Source organism: Streptomyces sp. NBC_01235, from assembly GCF_035989285.1.
Lineage (GTDB): Bacteria > Actinomycetota > Actinomycetes > Streptomycetales > Streptomycetaceae > Streptomyces.
Map to the genome: position 1 here is coordinate 10,535,377 of NZ_CP108513.1, position 23,545 is coordinate 10,558,921.

Consider the following 23,545-nt stretch of genomic DNA (forward strand, 5'->3'; position numbering starts at 1 on the left):
GTGTGTGGAATAGCCGGCTTTGCGTCGTCCCGCCTTCCTGGTGAGGAGATACCCGGACGCATCGCATCGATGTTGTCGTCAATCCAGCACAGAGGGCCCGACGAGGCCGGCTACTACCTGGACGACGGTGTGGCAATGGGGACGGTCCGCTTGGCGATCATCGATCAGGCATCGGGTTCGCAGCCCATGGCGGATCCCGCCGAGCGGTACTGGATCTGCTTCAACGGCGAGCTGTACAACCATGTGGAACTCCGGGCCGAACTCAGCGGGTTGGGCAGGCCGTTCCGCACCAAGTCGGACACCGAGGTCGTACTGCAGGCGTGGATCCAGTGGGGGCCCGGGTGCTTCGCCCGTTTCAACGGTGCCTTCGCCCTGGCGATTCGTGACACCCGGACCGGGACACTGGTCCTGGCCCGCGACAGATACGGCAAGCGGCCACTCTTCTACGCGGAGCAGGACGGTGCTCTCCTCTTCGCCTCGGAGATGAAGGCGTTCACGGCCTACCCCGGGTTCCGTCACGAGTTCGACGCGCGGGAACTGGCCTCGGTGTACGCACTGTGGGCTCCGCTGCCCGATCACACCCCGTTCAGGGGCATCAGGCAGGTGCCGATGGGCGGCTTCCTGACGATCGCGGGAAGTCGGCGCACCGTAGCGCTGTACGAGGAACTGCGCGTCGACGGCCCCGCGTTCGAGGGCGACGAGAAGGAGGCCGTCGCCTTCGTACGGGAGACGCTCCGTAAAAGCGTCGAGGTACGTCTGCGCAGCGATGTCGAGGTGGGCGTGTACCTCAGCGGCGGCCTCGACTCCTCCATCGTGACGAAGCTGGCGACGGAGCTCTCCGCACATCAGGTACGTACGTTCTCCGTCGAGTTCGAGGAGAAGTCGTTCGACGAGTCGAGCAGCCAGCGGCTGGTGGCGTCCCATCTCGGCACCCTGCACTCGTCGCTGCCCGTGTCGCACCGCGACATCGCCGACGCCTTCGTCGACGCGGTGTGGCATGCCGAGGTGCCGGCCTTCCGGACCTCGTTCGTCCCGATGTACCTGCTGTCCCGGCATGTGCGGGACGCGCGGATCAAGACGGTGCTCAGCGGCGAGGGGGCCGACGAGGCCTTCCTCGGCTACTCGCTGTTCCGCGAGACGATGCTCCGGGAGTCCTGGAACGACCTGCCGGAGGACGAGCGGATCCGCAGACTGGGCGGTCTCCACCCGGAACTCGCGCACTTCGGCTCCGCGCGCAAGGCCCATCTCCTTGGACTGTTCCAGCAGTTCAGCACCGAACGCGTGCCCGGACTCTTCTCGCACGAACTGCGTTACCAGAACGGGAAGTTCGCCACACGTCTGCTCAAGGACCCGGGAGACCCGCTGGAGCCCATACGGGAACTCGTGCGGAACACACCCGGATACGACGGGCTCACCTCCGTGCAGAAGGCGCAGTGGATCGAGTACAAGACCCTCCTGTCGGGATACCTCCTGGCGACGCAGGGGGAGCGCGCGAGCCTCGCCCACGGCGTCGAGAACCGCTGCCCCTTCCTGGACCCCGCCGTCGTACGCGCGGCCGCCTCCGTGAACCTCCGCTACGACGACGGATACGACGAGAAGGCGATGCTGAAGAAGGCGTTCTCCGATGATCTTCCGCAGTGGACGGTCAACCGGCCCAAACAGCCCTACCGGGCGCCGGGAAGCGCGGTGTTCAAGGACCAGCGCCCCGACTACCTGGAGCTCCTGCTCTCGGACACCGAGCTCCGCAAGATCGAATGCGTCGACCCCGTCTTCGCCGGAAAGCTCGTCGCGAAGATCATGCGGACGCCGGTCGAGGAGATCAGCACCAAAGAGGACCAGGCGTTCGTCTACCTCCTGTCGACCGCGGTCCTCAACCGGCAGTTCGTCCTCGGCGAGGAGAGACACATGGCAGCGGCGGCGCGGAACGCGCGGATCGGCCGGATGAACCTGCGCACGGTCGTGGACCACCGGCGCGGCGGTGTCCCGGTCGAGGTGGCCCGATGAGCCGCCGCGATCCTCAACGCCCCGTTGACATCGCTGTCATCGGCCTCTCCCTGCGCTTCCCGGGCTCCGACTCGCTCACCGAGCTCTTCGGGCATCTGACGGCCGCCCGCTCCCTCATCACGGAGGTACCGGAGCGGCGTTGGCCCAAGGAGCGGTACTTCGGCGACCCAAGGGGCGGGGCCGAGAGGACGAGAAGCATCTGGGGCGGCTTCATCGACGACGCCGAGTGCTTCGACGCGGCCTTCTTCAACATCTCGCCCCGCGAGGCCTCCACCATGGACCCTCAGCAGCGGCTGACGATGGAACTGGCCTGGAAGGCCGTCGAGGACGCGGGATACCGGGCGAGCGCGCTGGCCGGCACGAACACCGGTGTGTTCATGGGTGTCTCCCACTCGGACTACGCGGAGATGATGGAACGGGACGCGGCGAAGATCGACGCCTACCTGCCCACCGGAACCGACTTCGCCGTGGTCGCCAACCGGGTCTCGTACTACCTCGACCTCCATGGGCCGAGCGTCGTCAACGACACCGCCTGCTCCAGCTCACTCGTCTCCGTCCACCAGGCCGTCGCCGCCCTGCGGAGCGGGGAATGCGACATGGCGCTCGCAGGCGGCGTCAACCTGGCCTGGTCGCCGAAGCTGTTCGTCGCCTTCAGCCAGGCGGGGATGCTCTCGCCGACGGGCAGGTCGCACGCCTTCGACAAGGGCGCCAACGGGTTCGTCCGGGGCGAGGGCGGTGCCGTCCTGATGCTCAAGCCGCTGGCCAGGGCCGTCGAGGACCGGGATCCGGTCCATGCGGTGATCAAGGGATCCGGCACCAACCACGGAGGCCGGACCAACTCGCTCACCGTCACCAACCCCGCGGCTCAGGCGGAGCTGATCGAGGGCGTGTACCGCCGCGCGGGAGTGCCTGTCGACAGCGTCGGCTACGTCGAGGCCCACGGCCCCGGCACCCCCGTCGGGGACCCCATCGAGGTACTCGGCCTCAAGAAGGCGTTCCAGCGCCTGCACGCCGCCGAGGGCACCCGGCCCCGCCCGGGGACATGCGGCATCGGCTCGGTCAAGACCAACATCGGCCACCTGGAGTCGGCGGCCGGCGTGGCCGGGATCGTCAAGGTGATCGGAGCGCTCGCCACCCGGACGCTGCCCGCGACCGTGAACTTCACGGAGCCCAACCGGCTCATCGACTTCGACGACAGCCCGTTCTACGTGGTACGCGACACCCAGCCCTGGGCCGCCCCCGGCACCGCCCCGGACGGCGGCGTCCTGCCGCGGCGCGCCGGTGTCAGCTCCTTCGGCTTCGGCGGCACCAACGCGCACTGTCTGCTGGAGGAGTACGTCCCGGACGACGAGCCGGCCGCGGCGGAGGACGGACGGCCCCAGGTGTTCCCCCTCTCGGCGCGTACCGAAGCCCAACTGCGTGCCGTGGCACGGCGACTGCTCGACCACCTCGCGGGACCGGTCCCCGGCGACGAGGCCACCGCCCTGCTCCGGCCCCGCCAGGCGCTCGCCGACATCGCCTACACCCTGCAGATCGGGCGCGAGCCGATGCAGGCCCGCCGGGCCTTCACCGCCACCGGCCGACAGGAACTCGCGGACGCGCTCCGGGCGTTCCTGGACGGCACGCCCGCCGATCCCGACGTCCACGGCAGCGCAGGGACGCCGGTGGCGGAGCCCACCGGGGTCCTCGACGCGGCACGGGCCTGGGCACAGGGCGAGACGGTGGACTGGCAGGCGGTGCGTGAGCGCGCCGGATACCCGCAAGCACGGCGTGTCCGGCTGCCCGCCTACCCCTTCGAGCGTGTGCCGCACTGGTTCACCGTCCCGGACCGGCGCGAGGCGGCCGCCGGCACGGAGCGCGCCGCCCTGCATCCGCTGGTGCACCGGAACACCTCGGTGCTGTCCGGGCAGCGCTTCAGCTCCACCTTCACCGGCGACGAGCCCTTCCTGGAATCCCACCGCGTCGACGGCGTGCGCGTCATGCCGGCGGCGGCCTATGTGGAGATGGTCCGCGCGGCGATCGACCAGGCCGTGGAGCGCGACCGCCGGGAGCCGGCCGCCGTGGTCCTGAGGGACATGACGTGGCTGCGCCCCCTCACCGTCGGTGACGAGCCCGTAGAGGTCCATGTGGAGCTCTCACGGGAAGAGGACGGAACCATCGCGTTCCAGGTGCGGCAGGACACCGCACCGGACGGCGGCTCCGGTGCCGTGCACAGCCGTGGAGCGGCCGACATCCGTCCGCTCGACGCCCCGGCCGTCGTCGACCTCGACGCGCTGCGCACGGCCTACGACACGGTCGCGGTGCCCGACGTGTACGAGGGACTGCGTCGCCAGGGCCTCCAGTACGGGCCCGCCATGCGAGGGCTGCGAGAGATCCACCGCGGCGAGGGCGGGCTGCTCGCGCGGATCGCACACCCGGACGAGGCCGGCACGGGCGAGGGCCTGATCCTGCCCCCGAGCGTGCTCGACGCCGCCTTCCAGGCCTCGCTGGCGCTCATGTTGGCCGAGGCGTCCGAGCCGTCGCGGGACCCGGTCCTGCCGTTCGTACTCGAACAGATCGACATCGCGGGCCCGTGCCCGCCCGAGACATGGGCTTGGGTCCGGCGCGCTGGGAGCAAGGGCATGGTGGACAAGTTCGACATCGACCTGTGCGACGGCGCGGGCCGGGTGACCGCCCGGGTGAGCGGCCTGGTCCAAAGGGCCGTCGGAGCCCGGGCGGCGGCCCCGCACGGACAGGACGTCGTCACGGCCACCCCCGACTGGGTGCCCGTGCCGCTCTCCCCGCGAGGGGCCGCGAGCGCCCGCCGTACCGTCCTGCACGGCTACCTCGCCGGTGCGCGGGTCTCCGGCACCGCCGACACGGGCGGCGCGTCGTTCGAACGCCTGCCGCGGGTGCGGCGCACCCAGGTGGCCGACGGCGTGGGGGAGGTGCTGGACGTCGTCTTCGGCGCGCTGCGGACCGTACTGAGCGGCAGACCGAAGGAGGACCACCGCTTCGTCGTCCTGGTCGACGACCGGGTGCCGCGACACTTCCACGCGCCGCTCACCGGTCTGTTCAGGACCGTCGCCCTGGAGAACCCGGCGGTTGGAGGACGCGTGGTCCGGGTGGCGGGGCTGGACACCGCCGACGCGGAACACATCGAGCGGATCCTGCGCGACGAGGCCGCCGACGGGTCGGCCGACGCGGAGGTCCGCTACGACGCGGACGGCTCACGCCACGTCCGGCGCGTCGTGGAGAGCGCGGAGCGGGTCCGGGGCCCCGAGGCGCCCGCGCTGAAGGACGGCGGCGTGTACTGGGTGACGGGCGGCCTCGGGGGCCTGGGGCGCCACGTCGCGCGGTACTTCGCGCGCCGGGAAGGCGTCACCGTGGTGCTGAGCGGCCGTTCGGCATCCGGACCGGACACCGACGCCGCGCTGCGTGCCCTGCGCGGCGAGGGAGTCGACGCGCACTACCTGGCCGTCGACGTCACCTGCGCGCAGGACGTGGCAGGAGCGGTCCAAGCCATCGTGCGCGCCCACGGCTCGCTGGACGGTGTCGTCCACGCGGCGGGTGTGCTGCGGGACGGGTACGCGTTGCGCAAGGACCACGAGGACCTGCACACCGTGCTCGCTCCGAAGCTGGGCGGAACGATCCACCTCGACGCGGCGACCCGCGACCTCGACCTCGACTTCTTCGTCCTGTTCTCCTCCGTCGCGGGCGTCCACGGCAATCCGGGACAGTCGGACTACGCGGCGGCGAACGCCTTCCTCGACGCCTTCGCCGGCCACCGCCAGGCTCTCGTCGAAGCCGGCGAGCGCACCGGCGCGACCTTCGCGGTGAGCTGGCCGCTGTGGGCCGAGGGCGGGATGACGGTCGACGACGTGACGCGCGCGTCGATGCGCGAACGGCACGGCTGGGAGCCGCTGCCCACGGAGGCGGGCGTCCGCGCGCTGGGACACGTACTGGCCCATGGACCCCACCACGTCGTGGTGGCCTACGGCCGCGACGCCACCCTCACGGACACCGTCGCGGCGCCGGAACCCGAGCGCACGGCAACGCCCCGGGACGAGGCCGCGGCGGACCGCGTCCCGCTCCCCGAGGACGGCCTCCGCTCGGGCACGACGGCGCTGCTGACGAGGCTCCTGGCGGAGGTGCTGCACCACGAGCCGGACGCCGTCGACCCCACCGTGAACCTGGTCGAGTACGGGATCGACTCCCTCGGCATCCTCGACATGACCGCTCGTCTCGAGCAGCTGTTCGGCCCACTGTCCAAGACGATCTTCTTCGAGTACCTGAACGTGGCCGATGTGGCCGGGTACTTCATCGCCACCCACCGGGAGAAACTGGAGAAGGTCCTGGCCGGACAGGACGCACCGCCGCCGCCCGACCCGCCCCGGGAGGAGGCCACTGCCCCGCCCCGCCCCGTCGCCCCGCGCGGAAGGACGGACACGCGCGAAGGAACGGACTCGCGCGAAGGGACGCAGCCGCCCGCCGCGCCCGACGACCGCCACGACATCGCGATCATCGGCATCTCCGGCCGCTACCCCGGAGCCCGCACCATGGACGAGCTCTGGGCGCTCCTGGAGGAGGGGCGCGACTCCTTCGAAGAGGTCCCGCGCGACCGCTGGAACCACGACGCCATCTACAGCCGCGACCGGGCCGAGCCGGGCAAGAGCGTCATCCGCACCGGCACCTTCCTGCGGGACATCGACACGTTCGATCCGCGCTACTTCCGCATTTCCAAGCGGGACGCGGAGCAGATGTCGCCGGAGGTCAGGCTCTTCCTCCAACTCGGCGTGGAAGCCCTGGAGGACGCCGGGTACTCGCGTGAGCAGATCCAGCGGCAGTACCAGGGAGATGTCGGCGTGCTGGCCGGCACCATGAGCAACCACTACGGCCTGTACGGGTTCCAGAACGGCCTGGTGCGCGGTGCCCGGCAGAGCGGCAGTTACAACGCGACGATGCCCAACATGCTCTCGTACTTCTATGGGCTGACCGGACCCTCGATCTTCCTGGACACCATGTGCTCGACGTCCTCGACGTGCGTGCACCAGGCCGTGCAGATGCTGCGCGCCGGTGACTGCGAGATGGTCGTCGCCGGCGGTGTGAACCTCCTGCTGCACCCGTACAACCTCATCACCTCCTCCCAGGAGCACTTCACGACGGCCACCTCGGACGTCATCCGCAGTTACGGTCTCGGCGTCGACGGAACCATCCTGGGCGAAGGCGCAGGCGTGGTGGTCCTCAAGTGCCTCGCCGACGCGGAGCGGGACGGCGACCACGTCCACGCGGTCATCAGGGGAACGGCGATCACCAACGCGGGGACGCGCAACGGCTTCACCGTGCCCAGTGTGGCGATGCAGGCCCGCGCGGTGGAGAAGGCCCTGGACGACGCGGGCGTGGACCCCCGGACCATCAGCTATGTCGAGGGGCACGGCTCCGGGACCTCGCTCGGCGACCCCATCGAGGTCAAGGCGCTGACCGACGCGTTCCGCGCGTCCACCGCGGACACCGGCTTCTGCGCTCTGGGCTCCGTCAAGTCCAACATGGGGCACCTTCTCGCGGCGGCGGGTGTGGTCGGTATCGCCAAGGTCGTCCTGCAGCTCCGCGAGGGCAAGATCGCGCCCTCGCTGCACAGCGACGATCTCAACCGGGACATCCCGTTCGGGGACACCCCCTTCCACGTCCCACGCCGGCTCACCGACTGGCGGAGGCCGGTCACGGTCGTGGAGGGGCGGCGCGTCGAGCACCCCCGCCGGGCCGGGATCACCTCGATCGGCGCCGGCGGGATGAACTCGCACCTGATCGTGGAGGAGTACACGGCCGCCCCGACGGCGCACCACGACGGGCGCCACGAGCTCTTCGTCTTCTCGGCGATGACCGACGAGGCGCTGGAGACCTACCTGCTCCGCTTCCGCGCGTTCATGGCCACGCGGGACGACACCGACCTGGCGTCCATCGCCTTCACACTCCGCGTGGGCAAGAACGAACTGCCCCGGCGCTGGGCCTTCCTCGCCAAGGACCACCGGGGTGTCGTCGAGGCCATCGACCGGTACCTGGCGGGAGACCGCGACGTCGAACGCGCCCTCGTCGGGGACGGCCCGGGAACCGCGGTCGCACGGGACACCGGCATCGCCTGGACCAACGGCCGGAGCGTCGACTGGACCGTGCTGAGCGACGGCCGTGGACTGCGCCGTCTGCCCCTGCCGGCCTACCCCTTCGCCGAGGTCCGCTGCTGGGTGGAGGAGGACCCGGACGCCCCCTCGGTGATCGCACCGCTGGCGTTCCGGGGCGCGCTCCACCCCTTCCTCGGGCAGAACGAGTCCGACCTCGACGGGCTGCGCTACGGGCTGGACGTCCACCTCGACGACCTCCTCGACTACGGGTACCAGCAGGACAAGGAACCCCGCATCGTCCCGACGTTCGCCGTCGACGCGGCGTTGGCCTGTGCCCGTGTCTCCGGGTTCGCGGGCAGTGCGCGGATCCGCGGGCTGCGGCTGCCTGGGCGTATCGACTGGGCCAAGGCGGCGCGGCTCGTCACGACCTTCTCGGCCGCCGGCCGGACCGGCACCGGCACCGTGTTCGTCCAGGAGGAGTCGGGCACCCGTACACCGGTCGCGGGGTTCACCGTGCACGCCGGCGACGGCCCCGACGCGGAACGCTGGGGAACCGTGCCCGGTCTGGGCACCGACGAGCTCGCCCGCGAGGCCCTCGGCGTTCTCACCCGGGCGCGGTTCCTGGCGGAACTGGCGGAAGGAGGGATCGAGCGCCCGCAGATGTTCGACGGCGTCCAGGCGGCGTACTGGCTGCCGGGCGGGCGCCTGGTGTTCGACATGACTGCGCCGGACTTCCAGCAGAACCACGTCAAGCGGAACGTCTGCATCGAGCCGTCCGTCCTGGCGGCGATCGCCCACGGCGTCCAGCTCGTGGCGAAGCGGGCCGGTGTGCCCCGCTGGGCGCGTCTGGTGCCGCACCGGATCGACGAGGCCGGTGTGTCGGCCGACATCGCCGACGTGACCCGCGTCGTCTTCGACCTCACCGCCGAGGACGGCGGACTCGGCGGACGCATCCGGCTGGTGAACCGGACGGGCCGGCTCGTCGGCGAACTCACCGACGTGTGGTGGGGCGACGAGAACGCCGTCGTGCGTCAGGACCGGGCCACCGGACGGGACACCCCGGCCGCCTCCGCGCCGGAGCCCGACAACGTGGCCCGGCCGGCCCCCGCGACCGAGGCCCGGCCCTCCGACACCGCGGCCGTCGCCTTCGTCGCCGACGAGCTGCGCGCCCTCGCGGCGGGCATCCTGGGCTTCGAGCCGGACGAACTCGACACCACCACCGGCTTCTACGCCTTCGGCTTCGACTCCGTCACCCTGGTCACCCTCGCCGACCTGGTGCGTGAGCGGTTCGGCGTGCCGATCAGCCCGGCGGTCTTCTTCGACCTGGACACGCTCGACGCGCTGGCAGGGCACCTGGTGGAGGAGTTCGGGGAGCGGATCCCGTCAGGGGAGCGCCCGTCCCCGCCGGAGCGCCCGTCCCCGCCGGAGCGGGTGGCCCCCCGGACCGTGGCCGGAGAGGACGAGGAGCCGGCCGAGCGGCCCACGGCACCGACCGCCGCGGCACCGACCGCCGCGGCACCGACCGCCGCGGCACCGACCGCCGCGGCGTCGGCGGCTGTGGCGCCGCTCGCCGTGGCGTCGGCGGCTGTGGCGCCGCTCGCCGTGGCGTCGGCGGCTGTGGCGCCGCTCGTCGAGGCGCCGACCGCCGCGGCACCGCTCGCCGAAGCGGCGGACGCCGCGCGGACGCCGATGCCCGTCGCGGTCGTCGGCGCGGCCGGCCGCTTCCCCGGGGCCCGCGACCTCGACGAGTACTGGACGAACCTCGTCAGCGGTGTGGACTCGGTCGCGGAGTTCCCGGTCCACCGGTACGACGACACATATGCCCGGGTCGTCGAGGCGGCGGACTTCCCGCGCCACGCCGGAGTCCTGGACGACGTGGACGCGTTCGACGCGGGCTTCTTCCGCATCTACCCGAGGGAGGCGGAACTGCTGGACCCACAGCACCGTCTCGCCCTGGAGACCGTCTGGAGCGCACTGGAGGACAGCGCCTACCGACCCGCCGACCTGCCGGTCGACACCGGCGTGTTCCTCGGCGTCTCGGGGACCGACTACGCGACCCTGCTCAGCGCGCACGGCGTCGAGCCGGACGCCTTCACCGCGACGGGCAACGCGCACTCCATGCTCGCCAACCGCGTCTCCTTCGTGCTGGACGTACGAGGACCGAGCGAGCCGATCGACACGGCCTGCTCCAGCTCACTGGTCGCCGTCCACCGCGCGCTCGAGGCCATCCGGTCCGGGGCCTGTGCCATGGCCATCGCGGGCGGCGTGAACCTGCTGCTCAGCACGGACACGTTCGTCAGCGCCCACCGGGCGGGCATGCTCAGCCCCGACGGACGGTGCAAGACCTTCTCCCGCGACGCGAACGGATACGTGCGGGGCGAGGGCGTCGGTGCCGTCGTCCTCAAACCCCTGGCGGCTGCCGAACGGGACGGTGACGCCATCCTCGGGGTGCTGCTCGGAAGCGCCGAGAACCACGGGGGCCGGGCGAACTCGCTGACCGCCCCCAACGCCGACGCCCAGGCCGACGTCGTGTCGGCGGCCATCGGCGGCACCGACCCGGACACGATCGGCTACATCGAGACCCACGGGACCGGTACCGCCCTGGGCGATCCGGTCGAGGTGCGGGCCCTGCGCTCCGCCTTCCGGCGCCTGGACGCCGCCGGACGCGGCATGTGCGGCCTGGGGTCCGTCAAGACGAACATCGGCCATCTGGAGGCCGCCGCCGGTGTCGCGAGCCTGCTGAAGGTGCTGCTGGCGATGAAACACGGCGTCCTGCCCGCGACGCTGCACTGCCGTGAGGTCAACCCCTACATCGAGCTGGACGACAGCCCGTTCCACCTCGTGCGCGATAACGAGACCTGGCGGCGCCCGCCCGGTCGCGACGGCACGCCGGCACCGCGGCGCGCGGGTGTCAGCAGCTTCGGCTTCGGTGGCGCCAACTGCCATGTGGTCGTGGAGGAGTACGTCGACCCGAACGCCGACCGGGCCGGCGACGGCGCTGCGGTCGGTGCTGTGGTCGTCCCCCTCTCCGCCCGCACGGAGGGACAACTGCGCGACGTCGCACGGAACCTGCTGACCCATCTGGAGGACGAGCGCCACGCTTCCGTCCCGCTCGGCTCCATCGCCTGGACGCTTCAGGCGGGGCGGGAGGCGATGCCGGAGCGCGTCGGCTGGGTGGTCGAGTCCCGCGCGCAACTCGTACGCGTCCTACGGGCGTTCGTCACCGACGGCCAGGTCGGCGAGGGCGGTGCCCGGGGCACCGCGGTACGCTCCGGTGCCGCGAGTGCGCCGCACGGCGTCGAGCCGGCCGACGACCTCCGGCGGATCCTGCTGCACTGGACGCGGGGTGCCGAACCCGACTGGCGGGTACTGCACGGAGTTCGCGCGCCGAGGCGCGCGCACCTTCCGACGTACCCCTTCGCACGCGAGAGCCACTGGATCCCCGGCCACGCGCCACGCCGCGACCTCCCGGTGGCCCCGTCGGGCTCTGCCGCCGGTTCCGCCACCGCTCCCCCCGGCGTGGGAACCGCCCTTCTCGTGCCCCGGTGGACACCGGAGCCCATCGGACCGGACCGTGACGGCACGGCCGCCCCCACCCGTCGCGTCGTGGTGCTCCACGAAGCGGTCGGCTTCGCGCGAGACGCCATCGAGCGCCGGGACCCGACCGTGCGGTGTGTCACCGTCACGTCGCGGAGGAAGCGGCTCGACGCCTGGTTCCGCGATGTCACGGGCCAGTACCTGGAGATCGTCCGTGAGCTGGCCGCCGACGACCACCGGGGCAGGACACTCGTACAGGCGGTCGTACCCGCCCACGGCTCGCAGGCCGTCGCCTTCGCCCTCACCGGGCTGATGCGGACCGCCACGCTCGAAGCCCCCCAACTCATGGGCCAGGTCATCGGGTTCGAGGAGTTCCCGCAGCAGGACGGCGTCCTGAGGGATGTCCTCGAGGCGGAGGCCCGCGGCGGCGACGACGTCGTGCTGTACCGCGACGGACTCCGCCTGGTGCGTACATGGGAGTCGGTCACGGCACCGCCGCGTGGGGAGGACGGGTTGCTGCGCCCCGGAGGCGTGTACCTGATCACGGGTGGTGCGGGGGGCGTCGGCGCCGTCGTGGCGCGCTGGATCGCGAACGCGACCACGAACCCCACCGTCGTCCTGGTCGGCCGGTCACCGCGGGACGAGGCCGTCGACGCGCTCCTCGGCGAACTGCGTGCCGCCGGCGCCGTCGCCCGGTACGACCGGGCCGACGTCTCACGCTGGGAAGAGGCACGCCACCTGGTGGCGGACATCAGCGCGCAAGCCGGCCCGATCGACGGCGTCCTCCACGCGGCCGGCGTGATCCACGACGCCTCGCTGACCACCAAGACGACCCAGGAGTGGGAGGACGTCCTCGCGCCCAAGGCAGACGGTCTGGTCAACCTCGACCGGGCCATCGGTGGCGCGCCGCTCGACTTCCTGATCGCCTTTTCGTCGGGGGCGGCGGTCACGGGGAACGCGGGACAGTCCGACTATGCCACCGCCAACGCCTTCCTCGACGAGTTCGCGGCGATCCGCAACGCGCGGGTGGCAGCCGGGGAACGCTCCGGACGCACCGTGTCGATCGCCTGGCCGTTGTGGGCGGCCGGCGGGATGCCGGTGTCCCGGACCGCCCTCGAATCCCTGTGGCACAGCCGTGGTCTGACGCCGATGTCCTCGGCCGACGGTGTCGCCGCGCTGTCCGACGCGTGGCGGCTGGGCGAGGACCGGGTGTGGGTTCACCACGGTCGGCTGTCCGGGACACCCGCCACACGGAGCCGACGAGATGATGCGGTCACGACGACCGAGCCCCAGGAACCCGCTCCCCGTGGGAACGGTTCCGGGGAGACCCTGCGTCATCTCGTCCAGACCTTCGCCAACGTCACGAAGATGCCCGTGCACGGCGTCGACGTGGACCAGCCGCTCGGCTCGGCCGCGCTCGACTCGATCATGGTCGTCCAGCTGAACAGGGAACTCGCCCTGGCCTACGACGACGTGCCCTCGACCCTCTTCTACGACCTGCCCACGCTGCGGGCCATCGCGCAGCGGCTCGCGTCCCTCGGGCCCGCCGCACCGTCGAGGCCCACGCCGTCCACGCCGTATGCCGAGGAGGCGCATCGGGAACCTCGCGCCGCGGCGGTGGTGACCGTCCGGCAGCCGGAACCGCGGGAGGCGGCGACACCCACGCCGCCGGTGCGCGAACCCATCGCCATCATCGGAATCAGCGGGCGCTATTCGCACGCGGAGAACCCCGACGAGTTCTGGGCGAACCTGAGGGACGGGCGGGACTGCATCAGCGAGGTTCCCGGCGACCGGTGGCCGCTGACGGGCTTCTACGAGCCCGACCGCCGGGCGGCGGTCGCAGGCGGCCTCAGCTACAGCAAGTGGGGCGGATTCGTCGACGACTTCGCCTCGTTCGATCCGCTCTTCTTCCAGATCGCACCACGCGACGCCTACGCGATGGACCCGCAGGAGCGGCTCTTCCTGCAGGCATCGTGGGAGGTGATCGAGGACGCGGGATACACGCGTGAGTCGCTCGGCCGCCGCCACGGAGGGCGTGTCGGAGTCTTCGCGGGAGTCACCAAATCCGGCCACGCACGCCACGGAGCCGGCCGCCTGCCATCCGGTGAGACGGTGGTTCCGGCGCTCTCGTTCGCCTCGCTGAGCGCGCGCACGTCGTACCTGTTGGATCTCAACGGCCCGAGCATGACCATCGACACCATGTGCTCGGCATCGCTGACCGCGGTGCACGAAGCGTGTGAGCACCTGTACCAGGGCGCCTGCGACGTGGCCGTCGCGGGTGGTGTCAACCTGTACCTCCACCCCCTCGACTACGTCGAACTCTGCCACTCGGGCATGCTGTCGCAGGACCGTCACTGTCGCAGTTTCGGCAGCGGCGGCCACGGTTTCGTCCCGGGCGAGGGCGTGGGCTGTGTCCTGCTGAAGCCGCTGTCGAAGGCCGTGGCCGACGGCGACCGGATCCTGGCGGTCATCCGCGGCACGAGCATCAACCACGGCGGGCGGTCCAACGGGTACACGGTGCCGCGCTCCGGCGCCCAGGCGGAACTGATCCGCCAGACCCTGACCCGCGCCGGCGTGTCGGCTCGCGACATCGGTTACGTCGAGGCCCACGGCACCGGCACAGAACTGGGCGATCCGATCGAGATCCAAGGTCTGACGACCGCGTTCGAACAAGACACCGGCGACAGGCAGTTCTGCGCGATCGGATCGGCGAAGTCCGGCATCGGGCACCTGGAGGCGGCGGCGGGCATAGCCGGGCTCACCAAGGTGGTCCTCCAGCTCCGGCACCGGCAGATCGCGCCGAGCCTGCACGCCGAGAGCCTGAACCCGAACATCCGGTTCGAACGGACGCCGTTCTTCGTCCAGCGCGAGCTGACCCCCTGGCACTCCGAAGGCCGGCCGCGGATCGCGTCCGTCTCCTCCTTCGGCGCCGGAGGGTCGAACGCCCACGTGATCGTCGAGGAGTACACGCCACCGCAGACCGAGGAGCACGCCCCAGCAATGGCACAGTCTTCCGCCGACGGCACCGAGCACCTGGTCGTCCTCTCGGCGCGCACCCCCGAACAGCTCGCCGACGGCGCCGCGCGTCTTGCGGAGTTCGTCGAACACGGCGACGTCGACCTCGCCGACCTCGCCTTCACCCTGCAGACCGGCCGCGAGGCCATGCGCGAACGCCTGGCGATCGCCGTCTCCTCGACGCCGGCCCTGCTGAGCGCCCTGCGTGACTTCCTGGCCGAAGCCACCGGAGACATCCGTGTTCCGGGCCTGCACCGGAGCAGCACCTCGGGTGCCGCCTCCGGGCTGGTCGCCGAGATGGCCGACGAGGACGTGCGGGAACTGCTGGTCGAGCGTTGGGCACGGGCGGGAAAGCTCTCGAAACTGGCCGCTGTGTGGGTCGAGGGGCTGGAGGTCGACTGGCACCTGCTGCACTCAGGAGCCACACGCAGGCGCATCGCCCTGCCCACCTACCCGTTCGCCCGTGACCGGTTCTGGATCGGAGACCTCGACCCGGCCACCGCGAGCAGAAGCGAGAAGGAGCAGGTCGCGACTGCTCAGCAGCCTGTTCCGCTTCCGGCCGCACCGCCCGGGCGGCGGTCCGGCGCGGCGGAGCGCGCGAGGAAGCCGTCGCCTGTGCCGCTCGAGGAACAGGTACCGAACCTCGTACGCGCCGTCCTGGCGAAGGCCCTGGCCATGCGGGAGGACGACATCGTCGGCACCTCCGCTTTCGCCGACTACGGACTGGACTCCATCCTCGCGGTACGGGTGGCGCACGAACTCGGCGAAGCCCTGTCGCTCGACCTCGACACGGGCATCCTGTTCGACTACAGCTCGGCGGACCGCCTGACCGAACACCTGCTCACGGCCTACCGCGACACCATCGAGGTCACCCGGCCCACCGGCCGGCTGCCGGACCCGCCGGCCGCAGAGCCCGTGTCCGGGACCGCGCGGTCCGCGACGGCACCGCTCGCCGGTACGGCGCCCCAGGGGCCCAGGAGCCTGTCGGCCGGAGGGCGACCGCCCATCGCTGTCATCGGCATGAGTGGCCGGTTCGCCGGCTCGGACTCCCTCGACGAACTGTGGACGCACCTGGCCGACGGGGATGACCTCGTCACCACCACGACCCGGTGGAGCGACGGCACCGCTGACGCGACGACACCGCGCCCGCTGCGCGGTGGCTTTCTGGACCGCATCGACGAGTTCGACTCGCTGTTCTTCAACATCTCGGGTGTCGAGGCGGCCGGTATGGACCCACAGCAGCGCCTGTTCATGGAGGAGGCGTGGAAGGCCCTCGAAGACGCGGGATACCCGGCCCGGGCGATGGACGAACGACGCTGCGGTGTCTACGTCGGGTGCTGGGCCGGCGACTACCCGGGAGGTGAGGGGGAATCAGCCCCCGTACAGGGACTGTGGGGGAACATGGGATCCGTCATTCCGGGACGGATCTCCTACTTCCTCAACCTCAGGGGACCGGCTCTGGCGGTCGACACGTCCTGTTCCAGTTCCCTGGTGGCGATCGACCTGGCCTGCAAGGACCTCTGGTCGGGCGAGACGACGATGGCGCTGGCGGGCGGAGTCTTCGTCCAGTCGACACCGCGGCTGTACGGGCTCGCGGAACGTGGCGGGATGCTGTCGCCCTCCGGCCGCTGCCACACTTTCGACCACCGCGCCGACGGCTTCGTACCCGGCGAAGGTGTCGGTGTCGTGGTGCTCAAGCGCCTCGAGGACGCCCTCGCCGACGGTGACCACATCCACGGTGTCGTCCGCGGCTCCGGCGTGAACCACGACGGTGCCACCAACGGGCTCACGGCGCCGAGTTCCCTCTCGCAGGAACGCCTGCTGCGGGACGTCTACGACACCTTCGGCATCGACGTACGGCGCATCGGCATGGTCGAGGCGCACGGCACGGGCACGAAGCTGGGGGACCCGATCGAGTTCGGTGCGCTGACCCGTGCGTTCCGCGAGGACACCGACAGGTCGGGATACTGCGCCGTGGGTTCCGTCAAGAGCAACCTGGGCCACACGCAGTTCGCGGCGGGAATCGCCGGAGTGCTCAAGGTGCTCCTGGCGTTCCGGCATCGGCAGATCCCGGCGTCGCTCCACTTCGAGGCCCCCAACGAGGCGATTCCCCTGGAGGGCAGCCCCTTCTACGTCAGTACGCGCACCCACCCGTGGGAGACCTCCGACGGGGTGCCGCGCTGCGGCGCCGTGAGCGCGTTCGGTGCGAGCGGGACCAATGTCCACCTGGTCCTGGAAGAGCTGCCGGCCGAGCCGCGAACCTCCGGTGCGCAACGCCCGGCGCTTCTCGTCGTGCTCTCGGCCCACTCGCGTGACCAGCTCAGCGAGCAGGTGGCACGGCTGGCGGCACACTGTCGTCGTCAACCGCACCAGGACATCGGCGACATCGCGCACACTCTCATGGTGGGACGAGAGCACTTCCGATACCGCTTCGCGTGTGTCGTACGGGATCACGATGACCTGATCCGAGTGCTGGAAGCCGACCTCGCCGGACCCCGCGCCCTCGTCGGCGACGCCGCGGAACGGCGTGGGGACCAGGAGGCTGCGCGCAGGGGCCGGGAGTTGCTGCGCCGGTGTGCGGACTCCGAAACCGGAGATCTCCCCGCCCTGCGCGCGGATCTGGAAGCACTGGCCGACCTGTACGTGACGGGCGCAGCCCTCGACTACGACGACGTGTTCGCCTCCGGTGGGCACCGCCGCGTGCCGCTGCCCACCTACCCGTTCGCCCGGGTGCGCCACTGGGCCGGAGAGGACCTCCGCTCACAAGCCCCGCGCCGCACGCCTGACACGGCCGGCCGGGAGATCGCATCGGTTCAGGGCGAACCCGGCGTGCTGCGCTCCCCCGTGATGTTCGCGGACACCGGACGGTTCCTGGACGACCACGTGGTCCAGGGGAAGCGCGTCCTGCCCGGTGTCGTGTATCTCGAGATGGCGAGGGAAGCGGCGGCACGCTTCCTCGGCGCCTCCCCGGCCAGGGCGCTGCGCCTGCGCAACGTCACCTGGGTGCAGCCGATCGCGGTGGACGGCACCCCGGCGGACGGCACCCCGGCGGACGTGGAGCTCCTCGTGCGACCCGCGTCCGACGGCGTCGCCTTCGAGTTCCGTTCGACGGGTGAGGAGCCCACTCTGTTCTGCGAGGGAAGGGTCGCCCTGTCCGACGCACCGCGCCCGCCCAGGACCGACCTGGCGGCCCTCCGCGGCCTCTGCCGCACGACGGTGTCGGGCGAGCGCATCCACGAGGCGCTGGTGTCCCGCGGCATCGACCACGGCCCGGCCCTCCGCGCCGTCCGCCAAGCGCACACGGGTTCCGCTGTGGTGGTGGCACGACTCCAGGTACCCACCGCCGCGCCTCGGCCGGCGGCCCCCTTCGTGCTGCACCCGTCGCTGCTGGACTCGGCCATCCAGTCCTCGGTCGCGCTTCACCTGGCGGGAAGCGGGATGCCGCAGGAGACCACCGTTCCCTTCGCCCTGGAGCAGCTTGACGTCTTCGGGCCGTGTGCGGAGTCCATGTGGGCCGTCGTCCGCCCCTCGGACAGGTCGGGGACGGACGAGTCACTCAGCCGGCTCGACATCGACCTGGTCGACGACGCGGGGGAGGTATGCGTCCGCATGACCGGTTACACCGCGCGCCGGGTGACGGCTGCGCCCCCGTCTCTCTTCGCGCCGATATGGGAAGTGCTGCCCCCTCAATCCCTCACCGAGGCCGTCCCCGGCCGCGGCGACCATGTGCTGGTCGTGGGAGGCAGCGCCGAGCAGCGCTCCCTCCTCACGCGCCAGTGCCCTCGTACCACCCTGTGGCACCTCGGACCCGCTGCCACGATCGACGAAGTGGCCGACGCCCTGCGCTCGGTGGCGCCGGTCGACCACCTGGTGTGGATAGCACCGGACTCCGAGCCGGCGGCGACCGACGCGGCCGGCTTCGCCGCCGCCCAGCTGGAAGGCGTGGTGGCCGCTTTCCGCATGACCAAGGGCCTGCTGCGCGCGGAGTACGACCGGAGCCCCCTCGGCATCACCCTGGTCACCCGACGCGCCCTTGCCACCCACTCCGCCGAGCGGACTCGGCCCGCCCACGCCGGGCTGCACGGGCTGTTCGGCTCGCTCGGACAGGAGTACCCGAGCTGGACCGTGCGGCGGGTCGACCTGGCGGACACCCGGTGGCCGGCGGACCTCACGGCGCTCCCGGCGCGGGTCCGGGCGGACTCCTGGGTCCACCGCGCGGGCCAGTGGCTGACCCGAAGGTGGGCTCCCTGCGAGGTCGAAGGGGCGCAGCCGACCAGATACCGCGAGGGGGGCGTCTACGTCGTGATCGGTGGTGCCGGCGGCCTCGGCACCGCGTGGACGCGGCACGTGGTGGAGGACTTCGGCGCCCACGTGGTCTGGCTCGGGCGCAGTCCGCACGACGCGTCACTCGATGCCAAGCTGGCGTCTGTCCGCGGGCGCGGCAGCGTGCGCTACATCGAGGCCGACGCGGCGGACCACTCGTCACTGCGTGGCGCCTACCACCGGATCAAGTCCGAGTTCCCCAGGATCCACGGCGTCGTGCACGCGGCACTCGTGCTCCGCGACCAGACACTCGCCACGATGGACGAGGCGACGCTGCTCGCGAGTCTGTCGGCGAAGGTCGACGCCGCCGTCACCACGGCGCAGGTGTTCGGCGGCGAGGACCTGGACTTCGCCCTGTTCTTCTCGTCCATCCAGTCCTTCGCGACGACGGCCGGGCAGAGCAACTACGCCGCGGGCAGCGTGTTCGTCGACGCCTACGCCCGCCTGCTGGCCGGGCACTGGCAGTGCCCGGTGAAGGTCATGAACTGGGGCTGGTGGGGGAGCCAGGGCAGCGTCTCGTCCGACTACTACCGGCAGCGCATGACCCGGGCGGGACTCGTCTCCATCGAGGCTCCCGAGGCGATGGAGGCCATCGACGTCCTGTTGGGCGGCCCGTACGACCAGTTGGGATTCGTCAAGCTCACCGGACTCGACGCGCTGAGCACCGTCGAACCGGCGGCAAGGACGACCGTGCGTCCGCGGGCCCTCTCGCGGGTGCCCGCGCACGTGCTCACCGCTCACGAGACGGATCCGGGTGAGTACCGGCTGCTGCGTGCCGTCGCCGAATGGCGCGGGAAGGAACGCGACCCGATGCTCCGCCGGCTACTGCGCGCGCACCTCGTGGCGCTCGGGGCGGTGGCTCCCGGCGAGGGCGCTCCCGCGGACGCGGACGCCGATGCACGGTGCAAGCAGGCAGGCGTCCTGGAGCGGTACAGGCCCTGGCTCGATCAGGCACTGCGGGTGATCCCGGACGCCGCGCCGCCCTTGGACACGGCCATGCGCGAGTGGGACGAACGCCGGCAGGCGTGGTCCTCGGACCCTTGCGTCAAGGCGGAACTGGAGCTGGTGGACGCCACGCTCCGAGCCCTGCCCGACATCCTGACGGGCGTCGAGCGACCGACCGATGTCATGTTCCCCCGCGGCTCCTTCGAGCTCGTCGAGGGCTGCTACCGCGACACCCCGGTGGCGGACGCGTTCAACCGAGCCGTGCAGGACACGGTCGTCGACCTGGTGACCGAACGGCTGCGCCACGACCCGAACGCGCGGATCCGCATCCTGGAGATCGGAGCCGGCACAGGTGGTACGAGCGTCGGCCTGTTCAGGGCACTGCGGCCCTTCCAGGACAGCATCGAGACGTACACGTACACAGACCTGTCCAAGGCATTCCTCAACAACGCGCGCGACACCCACGGCCCCGATGTGCCCTACCTGAGCTGCGCGTTGTTCAACGTCGAACAGCCACTGGCCGGTCAGGGCATCGAGGAGGGCGGCTACGACATCGTCGTGGCCGCGAACGTCCTGCACGCGACCGCGAACATCCGCAACACGCTGCGCAATGCCAAGGCGGCACTGTGCGACGGCGGTTGGCTGGTGCTGAACGAGCTGTCGACATTCGACGTCTTCAGCCACCTCACCTTCGGTCTGCTGGAGGGGTGGTGGCTCTCCGAGGACACTCCGCTGCGCATCCCCGGATCCCCGGCACTGTCCCCCGACGGCTGGCGCGAGGTTCTGGAGGGCGAGGGTTTCCGGACGGTCGTCTCCGTGCTGCCGCAGGCCGGCGAACTCGGCCAGCAGATCATCGCCGCGGAGAGCGACGGGACCGCGAGGCAGATCGTCCTGGGCCGGGCACCGCGCCCGGTCGTTCCGGAAGCGGTGTCGCAGGGGGCGGTGGTGGCGGGCCCGGTGTCGGCAGGGGCCGGTGCCGGCGAGGTGCTTGCGGGTTACCTGCGGGAGAAGGCGGCGCAGGTGTTGGGGGTGCCGCGGGAGCGGATCGAGGGTGCGGTGCCGCTGGCGTCGTACGGGTTGGACTCGTTGCTGGTTCTGCAGTTGACCAACGTGATCCGTGCGGATCTGGGGGACGACGTGTCGTCGACGCTGTTGTTCGACGTGGAGTCCTTGGACGGGCTGGTGGAGTATTTCCTGGCCCAGCGCGCGGCGGCCGTCGACGCCCTCGTGGCGTCCCGGCGGCAGGCGAACGGCGCCGAGCGCTGGGCTCTGTCACGCAGCCAGAGCAGGCTGTGGCAGAGGCACAAGCGCCACCCGAGCGCGTCCACCTACAACATCCCCCTTCTGTTCGAGATCCACGGCGCTTTCGACGAGCACGCGCTGGAAGAAGCATGCCGTTCGCAATCGCGGTCGCACCCGATTCTGGGAGCCGTCTTCCGGGAGGTGGATGGCACGCCCTGCATGGAGATCGACACATCGCGCGGCATCTCCTTCCAGAAGACGCACATCGCGGCACAGTCCCGGGCGGACCAGCTCGACGGCCTGCGGGAGCTGGCGAACCGCCCGTTCGACCTGGCGGCGGGCCCACTGGCACGGGCACACCTCGTGACCCTGGAGTCCGGCTCCGCGCACCGGCGCCACCTGCTGCTCGTCACGGTTCATCACATCGTCGTCGACGGTACGTCCGCAGCGGTCCTGGTGCGGTCGCTGAAGGATGCCTACGGCGCGGCCCTGCGGTCGCACGAGACCCCGAGTGCCGATCAGGACGATGTGACCTATGCCGACTTCGTGGCCTGGGAATCCGCACTGCTGGAGAGCCCCGCGGCGGAAAGCCATCGGGCCTACTGGCTGGGCGAACTGCGGGGGCCGCGAAGCGAACTCGCGCTGCCACGCGACCGGCGGGACACGGCGGGACTCGTCCCGCGCAGCGGTATCGTCCTCGCGAACCTGACAGCGGAGGTCACGGAGGCGTTCAGCGCACGGGCGCGTTCCCATCGGGTCGGCGTGGCAACGCTCTTCCTCGCCACCTACGCGGTCTTCCTCCACTCCCTGACCGGTCAGTCGGACCTTGTCGTCGGGTTTCCCACGGTCGCCCGGTACGAGGAGCGCTTCAAGAACGTGATCGGCCAGTTCGTCAACTGCCTTCCGATCCGCTGTTCCGTGTTCGAGGGCGAGGACTTCGGCACGCTCCTCGGCCGTATCGGTCGCGCGGTCGTACGCGGCATCGAACACGGCGCCTATCCCGCGCTGGAGATCGAGCGGGCGCTCGCCGAGGAGGAAGGCGGTGCGGGGCCCGAACTGGTCGTCACGAACCTGCTCTTCCAGAACTTCGACGGGGCGTCCCTGTTCACCGGCGCGGCCGGCACGGCACCCGGCCCGCTCGACCTCAGGCCCTTCGACGACCTGCCGGACTCCGGGGAGATGCCGGTCACGGTCGAGATCTACCAGGGGCCGGACGGCTACAAGGTCTTCCTGAAGTACGACGCGAACGCCTTCGAGGCGTCGACGGCCCAGGCCATGTCGGACGAGTTGAGCCTCGTCATCGAGCACGTGGCGCACGCGCCGGACTTCCCGATCGGTGAGGCGCCGTGGCGCGGGAGCCGGGGGCGTCGCGTGAGGACCACCGCGCCCCCGACCGGGGTCGACCCACAAGAAGGGAACGGGCACGCATGACAGGCGCATCCACCACCTCGGCCGCCTCATGGCTGAGGCGATTCCATCCCCGGCCGAAGGACGGTCCGCGGCTGATCTGCTTCCCGCACGCCGGGGGATCGGCGTCGTACTACTTCAGGATGTCGCGTGTGCTGCACCTCTCCATGGAGGTGGCGGCGGTCCAGTATCCCGGGCGGCAGGACCGGCGCATGGAGCCGCCCGTCGAGGACATCACACAGCTCGCCGACCTGATCACCCGTGAGCTGCGGGACGCCGAACCACGCCCCACGGTCCTGTTCGGCCACAGCATGGGCGCCATGGTCGCCTTCGAAGTGGCGCGACGCCTGGAGCGCGACGGGAACCTTCCCCTCGCCCTGTTCGCCTCGGGGCGCCGCGCGCCCTCGACCGTGCGTGCCGCTTCCCAGCCGATGCACCTGCGCGACGACGCCCACATCGTGACCGAGCTGCGCGCTCTGAGCGGTACGGACAACCAGATACTCGAGGACGAACAACTTCTGGCGATGATCCTGCCGGTGCTGCGGAGCGACTACCGGGCGGTCGAGACGTACGAGTACGTGCCGGGTCCGCTCCTGCGCTGCCCGATCGTCTCCCTCGTCGGGACGGACGATCCCCAGGCGACGATCGCCGAGGTACAGGCATGGGCCGGGCACACCACCGGCGGCTTCGACCTGCGGGTCTTCGACGGCGGGCACTTCTACCTGGACACCCGGACGGATGAGGTGGCCGGCGTGATCCAGAAGCGATACTCGGCAGGCGTGTCATGAGTCGCAAGGAACACGTGGTCCACGTGGCTTCGCCGACCAGGACGCGTCCGTGATCGACGGCCGGCCGGGGCGTCTCGGGCTGGGTGCACCGCGCCCGGCGGGAAAAGGCCCGGTGCCAACTCAAGAGCGTCAGGGGTCCGGACGTCCACCCCGCGTCGGTCGAGCGGACGCGCCCGTGATCATGGACTC

The 23,545-nt window shown here is 71.2% G+C and carries 3 protein-coding genes; all 3 read left to right on the forward strand.

The window, feature by feature from the left end; genetic code table 11:
* Genes asnB through OG289_RS47245 form a run of 3 tightly spaced genes read left to right on the forward strand, consistent with a single transcriptional unit; the run spans position 1 to position 23,356 of the window.
* The gene (asnB, locus tag OG289_RS47235; protein ID WP_327320189.1) at positions 1-2,004 is read left to right on the forward strand and encodes an asparagine synthase (glutamine-hydrolyzing); all 2,004 of its coding nucleotides are present in this window, start codon (positions 1-3) and stop codon (positions 2,002-2,004) included.
* Positions 2,001-22,592: an SDR family NAD(P)-dependent oxidoreductase gene (locus OG289_RS47240; protein WP_327320190.1), complete on the forward strand. Its 20,592-nt coding sequence runs from the start codon at positions 2,001-2,003 to the stop codon at positions 22,590-22,592. Before asnB ends, OG289_RS47240 begins: the two co-directional genes overlap by 4 nt.
* On the forward strand, positions 22,589-23,356 hold the full coding sequence (locus tag OG289_RS47245; RefSeq protein WP_327320191.1) for a thioesterase II family protein: 768 nt from the start codon (positions 22,589-22,591) through the stop codon (positions 23,354-23,356). Before OG289_RS47240 ends, OG289_RS47245 begins: the two co-directional genes overlap by 4 nt.
* Positions 23,357-23,545 lie beyond the last annotated feature (189 nt).

Excerpts from the sequence above, each read along its gene's own strand:
- OG289_RS47240 (WP_327320190.1), top strand. The coding sequence starts at position 2,001 with ATGAGCCGCCGCGATCCTCAACGCCCCGTTGACATCGCTGTCATCGGC.
- OG289_RS47245 (WP_327320191.1), top strand. The coding sequence starts at position 22,589 with ATGACAGGCGCATCCACCACCTCGGCCGCCTCATGGCTGAGGCGATTC.